At 66.9% G+C, this 17202-nt stretch carries 17 protein-coding genes; 4 read left to right on the plus strand and 13 right to left on the minus strand.

The annotated features are described in order from the left end of the window. Positions 1–44: 44 nt before the first annotated feature. On the minus strand, positions 45–1097 hold the full coding sequence (locus tag IE88_RS0103695) for a hypothetical protein (RefSeq protein ID WP_031550306.1): 1053 nt from the start codon (positions 1095–1097) through the stop codon (positions 45–47). Continuing rightward, positions 1079–2431 carry a tRNA (N6-isopentenyl adenosine(37)-C2)-methylthiotransferase MiaB gene (gene miaB, locus IE88_RS0103700; RefSeq protein WP_031550307.1) on the minus strand — a complete coding sequence of 451 codons (1353 nt, stop codon included), beginning with the start codon at positions 2429–2431 and terminating at the stop codon, positions 1079–1081. Before miaB ends, IE88_RS0103695 begins: the two co-directional genes overlap by 19 nt. A gap of 103 nt (positions 2432–2534) precedes the next feature. Between miaB and IE88_RS0103705 the strand changes: the two genes are divergently transcribed. Together IE88_RS0103705 and IE88_RS0103710 are read left to right on the plus strand one after the other, a co-directional pair. Next, the gene (locus tag IE88_RS0103705; RefSeq protein ID WP_202900420.1) at positions 2535–4127 is read left to right on the plus strand and encodes a mechanosensitive ion channel family protein; all 1593 of its coding nucleotides are present in this window, start codon (positions 2535–2537) and stop codon (positions 4125–4127) included. A gap of 87 nt (positions 4128–4214) precedes the next feature. Then, positions 4215–4763: a hypothetical protein gene (locus IE88_RS0103710; RefSeq protein WP_031550311.1), complete on the plus strand. Its 549-nt coding sequence runs from the start codon at positions 4215–4217 to the stop codon at positions 4761–4763. A gap of 42 nt (positions 4764–4805) precedes the next feature. Here IE88_RS0103710 and rplS read toward each other — a convergent pair whose 3' ends face one another. Further along, positions 4806–5207, minus strand: a complete 402-nt coding sequence (gene rplS / locus IE88_RS0103715) for a 50S ribosomal protein L19 (RefSeq protein ID WP_031550313.1) — start codon at positions 5205–5207, stop codon at positions 4806–4808. After that, positions 5204–5917 carry a tRNA (guanosine(37)-N1)-methyltransferase TrmD gene (trmD, locus tag IE88_RS0103720; RefSeq protein WP_031550316.1) on the minus strand — a complete coding sequence of 238 codons (714 nt, stop codon included), beginning with the start codon at positions 5915–5917 and terminating at the stop codon, positions 5204–5206. The genes rplS and trmD overlap by 4 nt, the downstream gene beginning before the upstream one ends. A 157-nt stretch (positions 5918–6074) precedes the next feature. On the opposite strand from trmD, the gene IE88_RS0103725 reads away from it, so the two are divergent. Together IE88_RS0103725 and IE88_RS0103730 are read left to right on the plus strand one after the other, a co-directional pair. Further along, entirely contained in the window at positions 6075–8855 is a 2781-nt protein-coding gene (locus tag IE88_RS0103725) for a M16 family metallopeptidase (RefSeq protein WP_051881466.1), read from the plus strand. 223 nt (positions 8856–9078) lie between these two features. Further along, positions 9079–9825 (plus strand): bacteriorhodopsin, encoded by a 747-nt coding sequence (locus IE88_RS0103730; protein WP_051881467.1) that lies wholly within the window; start codon positions 9079–9081, stop codon positions 9823–9825. A 101-nt stretch (positions 9826–9926) separates the two neighbouring features. On the opposite strand, the gene mmsB is transcribed toward IE88_RS0103730, so the two are convergent. The 9 genes from mmsB to IE88_RS0103775 form a co-directional block, all read right to left on the minus strand. Further along, positions 9927–10823 carry a 3-hydroxyisobutyrate dehydrogenase gene (mmsB, locus tag IE88_RS0103735; protein WP_031550324.1) on the minus strand — a complete coding sequence of 299 codons (897 nt, stop codon included), beginning with the start codon at positions 10821–10823 and terminating at the stop codon, positions 9927–9929. After that, the gene (locus IE88_RS0103740; protein ID WP_238319258.1) at positions 10820–11236 is read right to left on the minus strand and encodes a GFA family protein; all 417 of its coding nucleotides are present in this window, start codon (positions 11234–11236) and stop codon (positions 10820–10822) included. The genes mmsB and IE88_RS0103740 overlap by 4 nt, the downstream gene beginning before the upstream one ends. Continuing rightward, a complete protein-coding gene (locus IE88_RS0103745) occupies positions 11230–11913 on the minus strand; it encodes an SDR family oxidoreductase (RefSeq protein ID WP_031550329.1) in 684 nt (227 codons plus the stop codon). Before IE88_RS0103745 ends, IE88_RS0103740 begins: the two co-directional genes overlap by 7 nt. A 25-nt stretch (positions 11914–11938) precedes the next feature. Beyond that, the gene (locus IE88_RS0103750) at positions 11939–13435 is read right to left on the minus strand and encodes a CoA-acylating methylmalonate-semialdehyde dehydrogenase (RefSeq protein WP_031550332.1); all 1497 of its coding nucleotides are present in this window, start codon (positions 13433–13435) and stop codon (positions 11939–11941) included. Positions 13436–13519: 84 nt separating this feature from the next. Then, complete coding sequence (locus tag IE88_RS16255) at positions 13520–13825, minus strand: putative antibiotic biosynthesis monooxygenase (protein ID WP_036766523.1); 306 nt, start codon at positions 13823–13825, stop codon at positions 13520–13522. A 7-nt stretch (positions 13826–13832) separates the two neighbouring features. Beyond that, positions 13833–15026, minus strand: a complete 1194-nt coding sequence (locus IE88_RS0103760; RefSeq protein ID WP_031550338.1) for an acetyl-CoA C-acyltransferase — start codon at positions 15024–15026, stop codon at positions 13833–13835. Between the two features lie 63 nt (positions 15027–15089). Then, on the minus strand, positions 15090–15509 hold the full coding sequence (locus IE88_RS0103765; protein ID WP_031550341.1) for a DUF1810 domain-containing protein: 420 nt from the start codon (positions 15507–15509) through the stop codon (positions 15090–15092). A 61-nt stretch (positions 15510–15570) separates the two neighbouring features. Next, positions 15571–16245, minus strand: a complete 675-nt coding sequence (locus IE88_RS0103770; RefSeq protein WP_031550344.1) for a hypothetical protein — start codon at positions 16243–16245, stop codon at positions 15571–15573. Positions 16246–16323: 78 nt separating this feature from the next. Continuing rightward, a complete protein-coding gene (locus IE88_RS0103775) occupies positions 16324–17079 on the minus strand; it encodes a Rho termination factor N-terminal domain-containing protein (protein WP_202900421.1) in 756 nt (251 codons plus the stop codon). Between the last annotated feature and the right edge of the window lie 123 nt (positions 17080–17202).

The raw sequence follows: 17202 nt of genomic DNA on the forward strand, positions 1-17202 counted from the left end.
GCGAGGACAAAGCACAAATCGGGGTCGCGGCTGCGGACGGGGCGTCAGCCCCGTGCCGCGGTCCTGCACGTCTTCTCATCCAGCCTCTCCGATACGAAATCGCGAACGGCCTTTCGGCTTTCCGGCGAAGCCACCATGGAGTCGTGAAAAGCCGCCCGGGCGGCGCGTAAAGATGCATGCGGCATTCCCGAGAAGAACCGCTCGGCAACCGCCTTGTCCATTCTGTTCTCGGACTCGGGGAACACGGCAATGATCTCTTCGTCGATCTCGGCCTCCGCGACGACGCTGCGCATCCACTGGCGCGCCGGGTCGTCGTCCAGATCCTCGTCGATGTGCAGATAGTCTCGATTGCCTTCGCGCCAGCCTGCGATGCGCTCTTCGATCGTGAGCTCGAAGCTCGGAAACGGTTTGTTCGCCGGATCGTAGACGAAGCTCGATGGATAGAAGCTGGTCCAGGGCGCGACGAAGACGCCGATCGTGCAGGACGTTTCAGCCGGATCGTTCCGGGTCAGCGCGATGACGCCTGCGAGTGTCGAAAAACTCGAAACGTGGATGACGACGGGCACACCGTCGATCCTGCGCGCCTCGATTAGGTCCAGGAGCGCCTCCGCATCCCGCTCCAGGGCGGAAATGCCCGTCTCTTTCAGGCGCTCAAGGAAGATGCCGCCGCAGCACTCCGTTCCGGAATAGTCGACGAAGGTGAGGTCGGGACGCATCTTCGCATAGATGTCGACGATGTAGCGCAGGCTCTGTTGAGACCATGTCCGGGAGAAGGGGCCGCCGCCGAGATAGTAGACCTGCATGCGGGGCGTTCGCCAATGGCGTGTCAGATCCATCGTCCAGAGCGGCCAGTCCTCATCCCCCTTCAGCCCGTACCGGTTGCGCCAGTTGCGATCGACATAGGCGACCAGATCCTCCCGGTCCGCCCCGTAGAACGCGGTCCGGTCGCGCAGCTTGTCCGGATCGGCCCAAGCCGTGGATGAGGTGGGGTCACCCTCCCCCTCACACGGACCCAGCAAGAGCAAGAGCAAGGCCGAAGCGGCCAGGGCCAGAAGCGGACGCCGGTCCAATGCCGGGCTCAGGCCGCGGCGGAGCATTCGATCCGGCCCGTCAGGCTGTTCGGTCCCGCCCGCTCGATCGCGACCGGCACGACCTGTCCGATCAGCGCCTCGGGCGCTTCGGCATGGACCGATTGCAGATAGGGGCTGCGGCCCTTGAGCTGGCCTTCATGGCGGCCCCTGGCCTCGAATAGGATGGGCAGCGTTCGGCCCACCTGGCGCGCATTGAAGGCGTGGCGCTGCTCATCGAGGAGGGCTTGGAGGCGCGCGAGGCGCTCGGCCTTCGCGTCTTCTGCGACCTGGCCGCGCATGGTGGCGCCGGGCGTGCCGGGGCGGCGCGAATATTTGAAGGAGTAGCAGGCGGCGTAATCGACCTCCCGCGTGAGGCTCATCGTCTCCTCGAAGGCGGCCTCGTCCTCGCCGGGGAAACCGACGATCATGTCGCCGGAAATCGCGATGTCGGGCCGCGCCGCGCGGATGCGCTCGATCAGGCGCAGATAGTCCTCGGCCGTGTGCTGGCGGTTCATCGCCTTGAGGATGCGCGTGCTGCCCGACTGCACCGGCAGGTGCAGATAGGGCATGAGCTTCTCTTCCTCCGCGAAGGCTTCGATCAGCGCATCGTCCATGTCGCGCGGATGGCTGGTCGTGAAGCGGATGCGCTCGATCCCGTCGATCCTGGCGAGATGCCGGCAGAGCCGGCCGAGGCCCCACACCTCTTCGCCGCTGCCCGCGGGCGCGGTGCCGCGCCAGGCATTGACGTTCTGGCCCAGAAGCGTGACCTCGCGCACCCCTTGCGCGGCTAGCGCGCGGACCTCCGCGACGATGCGGTCGGTCGCGCGCCCCACCTCGGCGCCGCGCGTATAGGGCACGACGCAGAAGGTGCAGAACTTGTCGCAGCCTTCCTGCACGGTGACGAAGGCGGTCGGGCCGTCCGCCTCGCGCGGGGTTTCGAGCGCGTCGAACTTGGCCTCTGCCTCGAACTCGGTCTCCAGCACCTCGCCCCGCTCGCGCGCGGCCCGTGCGATCAGCTCCGGCAGGCGGTGATAGGATTGCGGCCCGATCACCATGTCGACCTGCGGCGCGCGGGCGGGGATCTCCGCGCCCTCGGCCTGCGCGACGCAGCCCGCGACGGCGATCCTGGCGCCGTCCTTGCGCTGCGACTTCAGGCGGCCGAGCTCGGAGTAGACCTTTTCGGCCGCCTTCTCGCGGATGTGGCAGGTGTTCAGGATCAGAAGATCCGCCGCGCCCGGATCCTCCGTCACGCCATAGCCGAGCGGGCGCAGGAGGCCGATCATGCGCTCGGTGTCATAGGCGTTCATCTGGCAGCCCCAGGTCTTCACATGGACCTTGCGGGGAGAGTTCGTCTCGGACATGGCCGCCCCTTAGCGCGACGCGCCCCGCCTTTGCGAGAGGGTGAATTGCCGAGCTGTTCTGCTACGCATAGCTTCGAGACGTTCGACAGGGGTTTCTTGCGACGTGCAGCAGCAAGACGACGAGACCATCACCGTTCCCGCAGAGGACATCACGGTCGAGCTCTCGACCGAGGAGCTCGAGGCGATCCTCGAAGCGCGCCGCGCAGAGGACGCCGCCGCGGCAGCGGCCGCCGATCCCTCGGCGACGAGCGAGACGCCGGAGATCCTCGAGGGCGCGGCAGAGGACGTCGCCGAGCTGCAGGACGAGCTGATCGCCGAGACCGAAGAGCTGGCCGAGGAAGGATCGGCCCTCGCCGATCTTCTGGACGTCGAGCTGCTGCAGGTCTGGGGCACGAGGGCGCTGACCTGGATCCGCACGGATGTCCTGACGATCAACGCGCTGCTGCAGCTCGGCCTCGTCTTCGGCGCGCTCATTCCCGCCGTCCTCTTCGGGCCGCGCCTGAAGGGCTTTATCGGGCGCTATCTGCGCAAGCAGGTGCCGGCGGGCATATTGCGCCGCCTCGCCGATGCCGCCGCCGTCCTCGCCACGCCGATCGCGCTGTGGATCACGCTGACGGTCTTCATGTGGATCCTGCGAAGCATGGGGGAGCATTACGGCTTCGTCTCCGCGGCGCAGAGCCTTCTGGCCGCCTGGATCATCGTGCGCGTGGTGACCCTCGCCATCCGGTCGCCCTTCTGGTCCAAGGTCGCCTTCTACATCGCCTGGCCGATCGCCGCGCTCGACGCCTTCGGCGTGCTCGGCGACGTCTTCGACTGGATGGAGGCGCGGGCCTATACGCTGACGCCGGCCGGGCCGGGGCAGGAGGCGCAGACGATCAGCCTCTACGACGTGCTGCGCGCAGGGCTGATCTTCGCGCTCTTCCTTCTGGCCGCGAACTTCGTCACCGGCCTCCTGATCAGCCGGGTGAACCAGACCGAGGAACTGAACGTCAGCTTCAAGGCGCTGCTCGCCAAGGTGCTGAACTTCGTTCTGCCGATCGCGGCGCTGATCGCAGCGCTCGCCTTCATCGGCTTCGATCTGACCTATCTGGCCGTCTTCGGCGGGGCGGCGGCGCTGGGCATCGGCCTCGGGCTGCAGAAGATCATCGGCAATTTCCTCGCCGGCTTCACCCTGCTCGCGGACCGGTCGATCAAGCCGGGCGACACGATCCAGGTCGGCGACACCTTCGGCTGGATCACGGACATGAAGAGCCGCTACGTCTCGATCCGCACGCGCGACGGGACGGAGCACCTGATCCCGAACGCGACCTTCATGGACGAAGGCGTGATCAACTGGTCGCACAATGACCGGGCCGTGCGCTGCAAGGCGGATGTCGGCGTGGCCTATGGCACTGAGAGCCTGCGGCAGGTGCAGAAGATCTGCCTCGAAGCGGCCAAGACGACGCCGCGCGTTCTCGACCGGCCGCCCCCCGTCTGCAATCTCATCGGTTTCGGCGCCAGCTCGGTCGACTTCTCCTTGCGCTTCTGGATCAACGACCCGCCCAACGGCATCGCCAATGTCCGCTCCGAAGTGCTCATCAAGGTGTGGGAGGGCCTGAAAGAAGCCGGGATCGAGATTCCGTTCCCGCAGCGCGACCTGCACATCAAGAGCTCGGACGTCGCCTTCGACGCGGGCTTCCAGGAGGCGGCCGAATAGCGCAGAGCCGCGCGCGCCTCTTCACGCCGGAGCAGGGTCGGCTATGCTTTCCGGGATCGAAACGAGCGGAGCCTGACGGGGATTTCGATGACGGACGACAATGTGGTCGTGCTGCGGCAGATGGATCGCGCCATGCGGCGGCGGGGACCCGGAGCGAGCCTCGAAGAGCTGGCCGACGAAGCGGGGATCGACGAGACCGTCATCAAGGTCGCCTTCCCCGGCGGCCGCCGGGAAGTCGTCGAGGCGGTCATCGGCAGCACCTGCGACGAGTTCGACGAGGTCGTCACCGAGCCCATGCTGTCCGCCCCGACAGCGCGCGAGGCCCTGCAGGAGGCGGCGGACGGCCTCTCCGCCTATTACGAGGGCGGCGCGCAATCCTGCCTGTTCGAGCTGTTCTCGGTCCCGGCCGGCACGAACCACGCGCCGAAGATCGAGGCGGCGGCGCAGCGTTTCCTCGCGGCGCTCAGGACGACCTTCCTGCGCACGGGCCGCGACGAAGCGGCCGCCCTGCGGCAGGCGCAGCGGACCTTCGCCGAACTTCAGGGAACGCTGATCCTCGGCCGGATGACGAAAGACCCGGACCTGTTCCGGGCCTTCACCGACCAGTTGCCGAAAATGGCTCGGGCGGACGCATAGCGCCCGCCCGACCGAATTTCCGAAAATTGCGGAGAATGCCGCTTATTTCTTCTTGGCAGCCTTCTTGGCGGCGACCCGCGCGACGCGCTTGGTGTCCACCTTCTCCTTGATCCGCGCGGACTTCCCGCGGCGCGAGCGGAGATAGTACAGCTTGGCGCGCCGGACCTTGCCGCGGCGCACGACCTCGATCTCCTCGACCAGCGGGCTGTAGAGGGGGAAGACCCGCTCGACGCCTTCGCCGAAGCTGATCTTGCGGACGGTGAAGGACTGGTTCAGGCCGCCGCCGGAGCGGGCGATGCAGACGCCTTCATAGGCCTGAAGCCGCTCGCGCGTGCCCTCGCGCACCCGCACCTGGACCCGCACGGTGTCGCCGGGCGCGAAATCGGGCACTTCGGGTTTGAGTTCCGCGGCGTGCTCGGCTTCGAGCTGTTCGATCACGTTCATGTCGTCGTCTCGTCTTTCTTGTCGCCGGATTGGACCGCCCTGAGAAGGTCCGGTCGTCGCGCGCGCGTCAGCTCCAGGGCCTGGTCCCTGCGCCACTTCGCGACCTTTCCATGGTCGCCGGAGAGGAGCACGTCCGGGATGGCCCTGCCTTCAAATTCTCTCGGCCGGGTGTAATGCGGATATTCGAGCAGGCCCTGCTCGAAGCTCTCATCGTCACGGCTGGCCGGCGCGCCCAGTACACCGGGGACGAGCCGCACGCAAGCCTCGACCAGCGCCTGGGCGGCGACCTCCCCGCCTGCCAGCACGAAGTCGCCGATCGACACCTCCTCGAGGCCGCGCGCGTCGATCACCCGCTGGTCTATGCCCTCGAACCGGCCGCAGACGAAGACCGCGCCCGGCCCCCGGGCGAGGTCATGGGCGAAATCCTGGGTGAAGGGACGCCCGCGCGGGCTGAGAAGGAGGCGGGGGCGCCTGTCCGCCTCGACGGAATCGAGCGTCGCCGCCAGAACGTCCGCCCGCAGCACCATGCCCGGACCGCCTCCCGCCGGCGTGTCGTCGACGAGCTTGTGCTTGCCCGCCCCGAAATCGCGCGGATTGGCGCAGTCATAGGACCACTGCCCCTCGCGCAGCCCCCTTCCGAGAACGCCCACGCCGAGCACGCCCGGAAAGGCGTCCGGGTAGAGGGTCACGAAGGTCGCATGCCAGCTCATCGGCGCTGTGTGACGGGCCGCACCGTCTTGGGCAAGAGCGCAGAGCCGATCTTGCGAAGCTGCCTGAAAACGCAGTCATGCCGCATTTTGCGGCGTTGACGCCGCCAGCCCCGCCCCGCACCTTACCGCGGAACGATAAAGCTGGGAGCATCATCGCATGTCCAAAGCCCTACTGGCCTCGGCCTTTCTGACCGCCTCCGCGCTCGGCCTCGCCGCAGCGCCCGCCGTGCAGGCGCAGACCTCCGGCATCGAGGTCGAGCTGCCCTATGAGGAGTTCACGCTCGACAACGGCCTGAAAGTGGTCGTCCACGAGGACAGGAAGGCGCCGGTCGTCGCGGTCCAGGTCATGTATGGCGTGGGCTCGAAGGACGAGCCGCAGGGCAAGACGGGCTTCGCCCACCTCTTCGAGCACCTGATGTTCAACGGCTCGGAGAATTTCGACAAGGACTTCTTCGTCGCCCTCAAGGATATGGGCGCGACCCAGTATAACGGCACGACCAATACCGACCGCACCAACTACTACGAGACGGTGCCGCGCGCGGCGCTCGAGCGGATCCTCTTCCTCGAAAGCGACCGGATGGGGCATCTCCTTGGCGCGGTGACGCAGGAGAAGCTCGAAAACCAGATCGGCGTCGTCCAGAACGAGAAGCGTCTTGGCGAGGACCGCCCCTTCGGCCGCAGGATCTGGACCGAGATCTACGAGAACCTCTATCCGGTCGGGCACCCCTATCACCACTCGACCATCGGCTCGATGGAAGACCTCGACAACGCTTCGCTCGAGGATGTGCAGGAATGGTTCCGGCAATATTACGGCGCGGCCAATGCCGTGCTCGTCCTCGCCGGGGACATCTCCGCCGACGAGGCCCGGCCGCTGGTCGAGAAATATTTCGGCGATATCGAGGCGGGCCCGCCGCTCCTCAAGCCGGTCGTGGACTCGGTTCCGCTCGAAGCCAACAAATACGGCATGATGCAGGACCGCGTGGCCCAGCCGCGCATCTACAGAGCCTATATCGCGCCGCCGACGGGCTCGGCGGACAGCCCGCTCCTCGACGTGATGGCCCGCGCGCTCGGAGGCGGAAAGACCTCGCGCCTCTATCGCCGCCTGGTCGACGAGATGCAGATCGCGAACTCGGCCTCGGTCTTCTATGGCGAGGACATCCTGTCGGGTCAGATCTTCTTCATCGTCGATGCCAAGACAGAAGCAGACATCCCGCAGATCAACGCGGTCATCGACGAGGAGATCGCGCAGTTCCTCAAGCGCGGCCCGACGCGCGACGAGCTCGAGCGAACCAAGACCATCTATCTCGCCTCGGAGGTCCGCAGCCTCGAAGGCGTCTCCGGCAAGGCGGCCAAGCTCGCCCGCGGCGCGCTCTTCATGGACGATCCGGACTATTACACGGATGAGAACCTCGACCTGTTGCAGGCCGCGACGCCGAAATCCGTGCAGGAAGCCGCGCAGCGCTATCTGACCAAGGGCTTCTACGAGCTGCAGGTCCTGCCCTTCCCCGATTATGCGGCATCCGCCGAAGGCGTGGACCGCGCCGCGGGACTGCCGGGTATCGGCGAGGGCGCGGATGTCTCCTTCCCCGAGATCCAGACAGCGACGCTCGACAACGGGATGAAGGTCGTCGTCGCCCCGCGCCCGACCGTGCCGGTCGTGGAAGTCGCGGTGCAGTTCGACGCGGGCACGGCGACGAGCAATGTGCCGGTCGGCGACAATGAAGAGCCGATCCCCGGCCTGCCCTCCATGGCGGTGAACCTCATGGACGAGGGCACGCGCCGCATGGACGCGCAGGAAATCGCCACGCGGTCCGAGGAACTGGGCGCGCAGATCAGCGTCTACAATTCGCGCGACGACTCCAAGGCCTATCTCTCCTCCCTCAAGGCGAATCTGCGGCCGTCGCTGGAGCTCTTCTCCTCCATCGTGGAAGAGGCGAGCTTCCCCGAGGAGGAAATCGAGAAGTTCCGCAAGCGCACGATCGACGATCTGCGCCAGGAGAAGGCGGACGTGCAGTCGCTCGGCTTCCGCGCGCTCGGCAATGCGGTCTTCGGAGAGGATCATGCCTATGGCACGCCGATGACCGCCGAAGAGGAGGTCGAGGCGATCCGGTCGATCACCCGCGACGACCTCCTCGCCTGGAAGAGCGCCTGGCTGCGCCCCGAAAACGCGACGATCTACGTCACGGGCGATACGAGCGTCGAGGAGATCCTGCCCGAGCTCGAACGCGCCTTCGGCGACTTCACCGCGGAGGGCGAGCCTGCGAGCAAGTCCATCGACGAGGTGCAGGTGGCCGACACGCCCCGCGTCATCGTCATCGACAAGCCGGACACGCAGCAGGCGCTGATCCTGGCCGGCCGCCTGATTGATCCCACGGGCAGCGAGACGGACACCGCGCTCGAAGCGATGAACGACGCCTTCGGCGGCAACTTCCTCAGCCGGATCAACATGAACCTGCGCGAGGACAAGGGCTGGTCCTATGGCGTGCGCTCCGGCGCGGGCGATGCCCTCGGCCAGCGCATGTTCTATCTCTGGGCGCCGGTCCAGATCGACCAGGCGGGGCCTTCGGTCGCCGAGCTGACGCGCGAGATGGAAGAGCTGGTCGGCGGCGAGCGGCCCATCGAGCAGGCCGAACTCGACCAGACCGTCGCGGGCGTGGTCGGCGCGTTGCCCGGCAAGTTCGAGACCGCGCGCTCGGTCCTGTTCTCGATGATGGGGAACGCGGTCTATGGCCGCCCGCTCGACTACGACACCACCGAGGCCGAGCGCTACAACACGCTCAAGACGGACGACCTTCAGGCCGCCGCCGAAAGCGTGATCGATCCGGACAGCCTCGTCTGGGTCATCGTCGGCGACTATGACGAGATCGAGCCCCAGCTTCAGGGCCTCGACCTCGGCCCCGTCGAGGTCCGCGCACTGAGCGACGTCGCTGCGGATTGATCTTTCAGCGCCGCCCTCGCGGCGCTGTGCAATGCCGGACGAAGAGAGGCCCGCATCGAAAACGATGCGGGCCTTTTCTCGTCCGACCGAGCGCTGTGCGATCACGACAGGAGTGAACTGATCGCGCCCGTTTCGGGCGTTCTAGCGAGGCGGGCTGCCCTTTCGCGGAACTCTGCGGCCTTCCTCCTGTTCCACTAGCGAGAGGGAAAACCGAAGGACCCGGATGACAGAGGCTTTCTGGCTGTGGCTCTACGTGGCCGTCATGGCGGCGGGGGCTTGCCTGTTCCTTTACTGGAGCCGGAAGCCCAGGGGCGTACCGGGTTACGAGTACACGATCGCCGCCGTGATCCCGATCTGGTCAGGCCTCGCCTATCTCGCCATGGCGCTGGGCCAGGGCACGGTGATGATCGACGGCCGGGAAGTCTATTACGCGCGCTATCTCGACTGGCTCGTGACGACGCCGCTCCTCCTCTGGCTGCTCGGTTCGACGGCGACGTTCTACCGCGCCAATGACACACGCCTGATCGGCAGCCTGATGTTCGCCGACGTGGTGATGATCCTGTCCGGCCTGTTCGCCGATCTGACCGCAGAACAAAGCGTCCGGTGGCTCTGGTACACGATTGGCTGCGTCTCCTTCCTCCTCATCCTGTGGCAGGTCTGGGGCCCTCTGCGCCGGATCGCGGGGGAGCAGGGCGAGGCGTTGTCCAAGACCTATACGCGGGTTGCCGCCTACCTGACGGTGTTCTGGGTCAGCTATCCTCTTGTCTGGCTGATCAGTCCTTCCGGCATCGGCATTGTCGGCCCCACCGTCAGCATCGCGCTCTTCGTGATCCTGCCCGCCTTCTCGAAGGTCGGTTTTTCGATCCTGGACCTCTACGAGCTACGCCGCCTCGGCGACGACAGGCCCAGCCCGAAAGCGGCGATTCCGCCCCCGGCCGGCCATCGGGCAGTGGTGGAAAGGCCGGTCTGACCCACCCCGGACCCACGCAGCTGCGATCGGTCCGGCGGCGCAGAACGGCCTTTGGCTTCCCGCCTGCGGACAACACGAGCGCCATGCTGTCCGTATCCGCCTCAGTCCTTGTTCAAGGACCCGTCGATCAGCTTCATCACGCCGGAGAAGTCGAGGCCGCCCGCCTCCGCCGCTTCCATCAGCGTGTAGAGCTGCTCGGCCTGCGCCCCGAGCGGAATGGCGGCGCGGGCGGTTCTGGCGGCGTCCGAGGCGAGGCGGAGGTCCTTGAGCATCATCGCGGCCGCGAAGCCGGGCTTGTAGCCCTTGTTCGATGGCGCGGCCGGAACGGGCCCCGGCGCGGGACAATAGCTCGTCATCGACCAGGACTGGCCCGAGGCCTTGGACGAGATGTCGAAGAAGGTCTGCGGGTCGAGGCCGAGGGACTGCGCGAGGTTGAACGCTTCGCAAGTGCCGATCATCGTGATGCCGAGCAGCATGTTGTTGCAGATCTTGGCAGCCTGGCCCGTGCCTGCGCCGCCGGCATGGAAGACGTTCTTGCCCATCGCTTCGAGCACGGGTTTCGCGGCTTCGAAATCATCCTCCTCGCCGCCGACCATGAAGGTCAGCGTGCCGCCCTGCGCCGCCGCCGTGCCGCCCGAGACCGGGGCGTCGACGAAGCGGAAGCCGAGCGCCTTGGCTTCCATGCCGACCGTGCGGGCGGTTTCGACATCGATGGTCGAGCAGTCGATGAAGAGCGTGCCCTCGCGCGCATGGCTCGCCACCGCGTCACGCTCCAGATAGACGCGCGCGACATGCTCGCCCGCTGGCAGCATGGTGATGACGATATCGGCATCGCGCGCATCGGGCAGGCCGCCCGCTTCGCGTCCGCCGCCGCGCACCGCCTCGGCCACGGCCTCCTTGGACAGATCGTGGACCAGCACGTCGTGCCCGGCCTTCATCAGGTTCGCGGCCATGCCCGAGCCCATATTGCCGAGGCCGATGAAGAGGATCGTGCTCATTGCGGAAATCCTTCGTGGTGCGGCGCCCCTTGCGGCACCTCATAGGTATCGCCGGCTTCGCCGGTGAAGATGTGGGCGGAAAGATCGAGCCCGGTCGGCAGGTCGAGCGCGCCGATGGCGACGGCCACCCGCTCGCTGTCAGCCGCGCTCAGCCGCCAGAAGAGCGAGGAGCCGCAAAGGAGGCAGAAGCCCCGCTCGGCATGTTCGGATGAGGGATACCAGGCCAGCGACGCCTCGCCGCTCGTGAGGACGAGGTCGGATTGCGCGATATTGACCGAGGACCAATAGGTCCCCGACCAGCGCCGGCAGCTTTCGCAATGGCAGGCGCCAGCCGGTCCCGGCGCGCCGCGGATCTCGAAGCGGACATCGCCGCAGAGGCAATGCCCGCCAAGCGGAAGGGCCGGTGTCACCACGGCAGGGTCTTGCCCGCATAGGTGAGGAAAGGCGCCTTGTCCGACGGGGTCAGTCCGTCGATGACGCGGCGCAGGCCCTCGGCGCTTTCCTCCGGAGAGATCTTGCCGCTCGGGCCGCCCATATCGGTGCGCACCCAGCCGGGATGCAGGATCGCCATGGCGACCCCGTCGGATTTGACCTCGGCCGCGGCGACCGCGACGGCCATGTTGAGCGCCGTCTTGGACACGCGATAGGCGGTGGAGCCGCCCGAAGCGTCCTCGATCGAGCCCATCTGCGACGTGATCGCGACGAGTTTCCTGCGCTCGGACCGCTTCACATGCGGCAGGAAGGCCTGAAGGGTGCGCAGCGTGCCGATCGTGTTGGTTTCGATCGTATCGCGCAGGCCGTCCAGGTCCAGACGGCCGAAGGTCTGCGCCTCGGAGCCGGGGCCATAGACCCCGGCATTGGCGATGACGACATCGAGCGGCGCATCGATCTCTTTCGCCAGCCGCTCGGTCGCTCGCGCATCCGCGACGTCGAGCGCGTGGATCGAGACCTTGCCCTCGACCGCCCGCAGATCGTCCGCCTGCGAGGGCGTGCGGCAGCAGGCGAAGGCCTGCCAGCCGTCTTTGGCGTATTGGCGCGTCAACTCGAGGCCGATGCCGCGATTGGCGCCGGTGATCAGGACATTGGGCATGGAAGCCTCCTGTTTCGTCGTGGGCCTATTTCATCGTGGGAATGACGAATTCGGACGCGCCGAGTTCCTCGTCCCAGTCCCAGCGCTGGGTGACGGTCTTCACCTTGGTCCAGAAGCGGACGCCTTCTGGGCCGTGCTGGTTGGTGTCGCCGAAGCCCGAGCGCTTCCACCCGCCGAAACTGTGATAGGCGACCGGCACGGGGATCGGGACATTGACCCCGACCATGCCGACCTCGACCTCCTGCGCGAATTTGCGCGCGGCCGAGCCCGAGGCGGTGAAGATCGCGACGCCGTTTCCGTATTGATGCTCGCTCGGCAGGCGGATCGCCTCTTCGAGCGTGTCGGCGCGGACGATCTGGAGGACGGGGCCGAAGATCTCCTGCTTGTAGCTCTCATGCTCCGGCTTGACCTTGTCGAGCAGGGTCGCGCCCATGAAGAAGCCGTCTTCATAGCCTTCGACGCCCTGATCGCGGCCGTCGACCAGCACCTCCTGGCCTTCCTCGACCGCGCGGTCGATCCAGCCGCGCACGCGTTCCTTGTGCTCTTTCGTGACCAGCGGGCCGATATCGACGTCCTGATCGGAGGGGCCGATGCGCAGCGCCTCGATCTTGGGCTTGAGCGCCTCGATCAGGCGCTCGGCCGTGCCATCGCCAACCGGCACAACGACCGGCGTCGCCATGCAGCGCTCGCCGGCCGATCCGTAGGCCGAGCCGACGAGCTGGCTCGCCGCGTTCTCCATGTCGGCGTCGGGCAGGACCACCATGTGGTTCTTCGCCCCGCCAAAGGCCTGGACGCGCTTGTTGTGCGCCGTGCCCGTCGCATAGATGTACTGGGCGATATCGGACGAGCCGACGAAGCTGACCGCCTTGACCCGCGGATCCTCGAGGATCGTGTCCACCGCCTCCTTGTCGCCGTTGACGACGTTGAGGACGCCTTCGGGCGCGCCGGCCTCCATCATCAGCTCGGCGAGGCGCAAGGGGACCGACGGGTCGCGCTCGGAGGGCTTGTTGATGAAGGTGTTTCCGGCGGCGATGGCCGGGCCGAACATCCACATCGGGATCATGGCCGGGAAGTTGAACGGCGTGATGCCCGCGCAGACGCCCAGAGGCTGGCGCATGGAATAGACGTCGATGTCGGGGCCCGCGCCCTCGGTATATTCGCCCTTTTGCAGATGGGGGATGCCGCAGGAGAACTCGATCACTTCGAGCCCGCGCTGCACGTCGCCCATCGCGTCCGGGACCGTCTTGCCGTGCTCTTCGGAGAGGAGCTTGGCGAGGCGGTCCTTGTCCTTCTCGACGAGGCGCTTGAACTCGAACATGACCCGCGCGCGGCGCTGCGGATTGACCGCGGCCCATGCGGGGAATGCGTCCTGCGCGCGGCCGATCGCCTCGCGCACCTCTTCGGCCGTGGCCAGGCTGACCTGGCGACGCACCGTGCCGCGGACGGGGTCATAGATGTCATGCGTGCGGTTCGAGCGGCCTTCGACCTGCTTGCCGCCGACGAAGTGTCCGAGCGTTTCCATGGCGCTGCCTCTTCTGGTTCGGGTTTGGCGCCGGACTACGCCAGGCAGGCGCCGCTTTGCAAAACACGCCCGCAGGAAGCGGCATCAGCGCCGCGGCAGGACCCAGCGATTGAGGACCTCGTCCGCCGGCAGGACGAGCAGCGTTTCCGCGATCGCGTCGTGCATGCGTTCGCGGAGCGCCGCGTCCACCTCTTCGCGGCCCGCCCGCTCACGCGTGGCCCTGTCCGGCCAGCGGGCGAGCGCGGCATAGGTGCCGTCCTCGGCCCGGAACAGGGCGGAGCCGTGCGAGCCGCGCTCGCCCAGCGCCAAGGTCAGCGCATCCCATGCCGCCTCGAATTCGGCCTCGCGGCCGGGGCGGATGCGCCAGCGGAAGAAATAGGCGTGGCTCACCGAAGCCTCAGTGCATGAGTTCGACCGACAGCGCCGTCGCCTCGCCCCCGCCGATGCAGATGGCCGCGATGCCGGTCTGCAGGCTGCGCTGGCGAAGAGCATTGACCAGGGTGACGACGATGCGCGTGCCGCTGGCGCCGATCGGATGGCCGAGCGCGCAGGCCCCGCCATTCACGTTCACCTTCTCATGGGGAAGCTGCAGGTCCTCCATCGCGGCCATGGGCACGACGGCGAAGGCCTCGTTGATCTCGAAGAGGTCGACATGAGACTTCTCGAGCCCCGTCTCGTCCATCAGCTTGCGCATGGCGCCGACCGGCGCGGTGGTGAACCAGGCGGGGTCCTGCGCATGGCTGGTCATCGCGGTGATCCTGGCGAGCGGGGTCAGCCCGCGTCGCTCGGCCTCCGACGCCCGCATCATCACCACGGCCGCGGCGCCATCGGAGATCGAGGAGGCATTGGCCGCCGTCACCGTGCCGCCCTCGCGCTTGAAGGCGGGCTTGAGCTGCCGGATCCGCTCGGGCTTGGCCTTGAAGGGCTGCTCGTCCTTGTCCACCGTCACCGTTCCGGAGCGCAATTCGAGGCAGACCGGCACGATCTCGTCGGCGAACTGGCTCTGGGCGGCGGCGAGAGCGCGGTTCAGGCTCTCGATCGCGTATTCGTCCTGCACCTCGCGGCTGAATTCGTACTTGCCCGCGCAGAGTTCGGCGAAATTGCCCATCAGGCCGCCTTCATAGGCGTCCTCGAGCCCGTCGAGGAACATGGAGTCGATCACCTGGCCATGGCCGAGCCGCATGCCGCCGCGCGCCTTGGGCAGCAGGTAGGGCGCGTTCGTCATCGACTCCATGCCGCCCGCGACGATGACCTTGCCCGTCCCGGCGGCAAGCTCGCTCGCGGCCATCATGATCGTCTTCATGCCCGAGCCGCACATCTTGTTGACGGTCGTGCAGGGCACGGAGGTCGGAAGGCCCGCCTTGATCGCCGCCTGCCGCGCAGGGGCCTGGCCCTGGCCTGCCGGCAGGACGCAGCCCATCAGGACCTCGGCGACGTCTTCCTCGTCCACGCCGGCCCGCTGCAGCGCCGCGTGGATCGCCTTGGCGCCGAGTTCGGAAGCGGTCTTGGTCTCGAGCTCGCCCTGGAAGCCGCCCATGGGCGTGCGGGCGATGGATGCGAGAACGATGGGGTCGTCAGTGGGCAGCAGCATGATGGCCTCCGGTTTCCTGAGGCTCTTGTGCGCCCGGGAGGCCCGGCTTGCAAAGCCCTGCCCTCACAGGCGCTTCAGCGTCTCCTGGTCGCGCTCGCCGTCGTAATACCTGTCGAGAGCCAGCGCGTAGAGGCGCGGCTCGGCGGCGGCCCGCTCGAACAGGGTCATGCAGCTTCGGAATTTGAGATCGTCGGGACTGCCGAAGATGTCGTGCGCGCTGCGGCCTTGAAGATCGAGCACGGCCTGCGTCGCTTCGCGCAGCCGCTGGCCGAGGACCGGGTGGGCGAGATAGGCGGAGGCCTCTTCGAGCGACCTTATGGAGAAGCGCTGCGCGGTCGGCGAGCTGCCCAGCCCGCCGATCTGCGGGAAGACGTACCAGATCCAGTGCGTCTGCTTTCGGCCTGCCCGCAGCTCTTCGAGCGCCCGCGCATAGGACGGCTCCTGAGCATCGATGAAGCGTTTCAGATCGTAAGGATCGTCCATGGCGTTCGCCCTCCTGTACCGGACAGGAGGGCGAACGGGCCCTGGAGCGGAGGGGTTCCCCTCAGGCGCGCGCCTTGCGGCGGCGGGCGAAGGCGCCCGCCACGATGGCGCTCGCGAAGAGCGGCGCAGCCGCGGGCAGCGGCACGGCGTCGAAGCTGACCGAGGAGATGACGAAATCGTCCTCGGCGCTGCGGGCGCCGATGCCGAACACCTTGCCGACCACGTCGAGCGCGACGAGCTCGGAGATGGAGATCTCGCTGAAGGCGCAAAGCTCGCTCAGGCTGTCGCCGACGAAGAGCACGAATTCGTCCGGCAGGAAGCCATCGAAGCTGTCAAAGCCGATCGAGGTGAGGCGGACCGCTTCGTCGAAGGAGAAGACGGCGATGTCATTGGTCTTGAAGCCGTCGATATTGCCGGAATCGAGATTGATGCCGCCGAACGGTCCGAGGTTCAGGATCTCGTTGGAGTTCTTCACGCCCATCCCGTCGCTGCCGAAGGTGAGCTTCCCGCCCAGCGTGACGTCGCCATAGCCGTGATTGGAGAAGATGTTGAACCAGTCCACATCGAAGCTGCCGGCGGCAACCGTCACATCCACCCCGTCGACGCTCGCCGTCGCGGTTTCATGCGAGGCGCCCGGCGTCAGGTCCGCGCTGGTCAGCGTCGCAGCCATGGCCGTCCCCGAAGCCATGGACATGATGAGCGCCGCCGCGGCGCCTGTCTTGATAAAGCGTTTCATGGTTCCCCTGCCTTGGTTGCTCAAGTGTTACCACGCGACCAACTCAGCAGGTTCCATGCCAGATGCCGGAGTCCGTGTTCAGGACAAGGCGTCGATGAGGTCTTCTTTGGTCATATCCGACCGGCCCTCGATGTCCCGTTCCTGCGCCATCTCGTAAAGCTCGTCCTTCGTCTTCTCGGAGAGATGATCCCGATCGGCATCCGCCAGCGCCGAGACGAGTTCGTCCTTGGTCATCCCGGAGCGGCCCTCGATGTCCTGCCGCCTCGCCCGCTCTAGAAGCGCGTCCTTGGTCTCGTTCTCGAGCGCGGCCTCGCTGCCCTTCTTGCGGCCGTTCCCGTCCGTCGCCTCCTCGATCGCGGAAAGGAGCTCGTCCTTCGTCTTGGACGAGGAACCGCTCAGGCCGAGATCCTCGGCCCGCTCCTCGAGCATCGCCTTAGTCGGTCCGTTCTCCTTGATGTGCGAGACCTTCTTCCGCACGTCCTCCGGCTGATCGACATACTGGTCGTCGCCCGAACGCTTCTTGGCGGTGCTGCGGCGGTACTCGTCCTCGGTGAGCAGCATCCGGACCTTCTTGGGCAGATAGCGCTCTCCCGTCTCGCCGCTCTCGCCGCCCGACTTCGTGCCCCAGTCCTCCTCGGTCCATTCATGCAGGGAGGTCTCGTCCTGGTCGGGTCCGTCATCGGAATAGCCGCCGCCGCGCTTCTTGTATTCCTGGACCGCCATCTGCGCCTTGCGCGCCGACCACTCGCCGGGATCGCCGCCCTTGTCGCTCTGAGTGACGTCCTTCTTCACCTGCTCCCACAGCTCCGGGTCGGTCCGCTTGGCATCGGTCATGGCGCTCATCCTTTCGTGCCCGCCCCCGGGAACGGATGCCGCGGACGGGTTGTTCCGGACGAAGCGTCGCAGGCCCCCTCAGGAACGCGGAGGCGGCCCGGCCTGTTGCACGCGTTCGAGACA

The sequence above is a fragment of the Parvularcula oceani genome (assembly GCF_000733125.1).
In the GTDB taxonomy this organism is placed as follows: Bacteria; Pseudomonadota; Alphaproteobacteria; order Caulobacterales; family Parvularculaceae; genus Parvularcula; species Parvularcula oceani.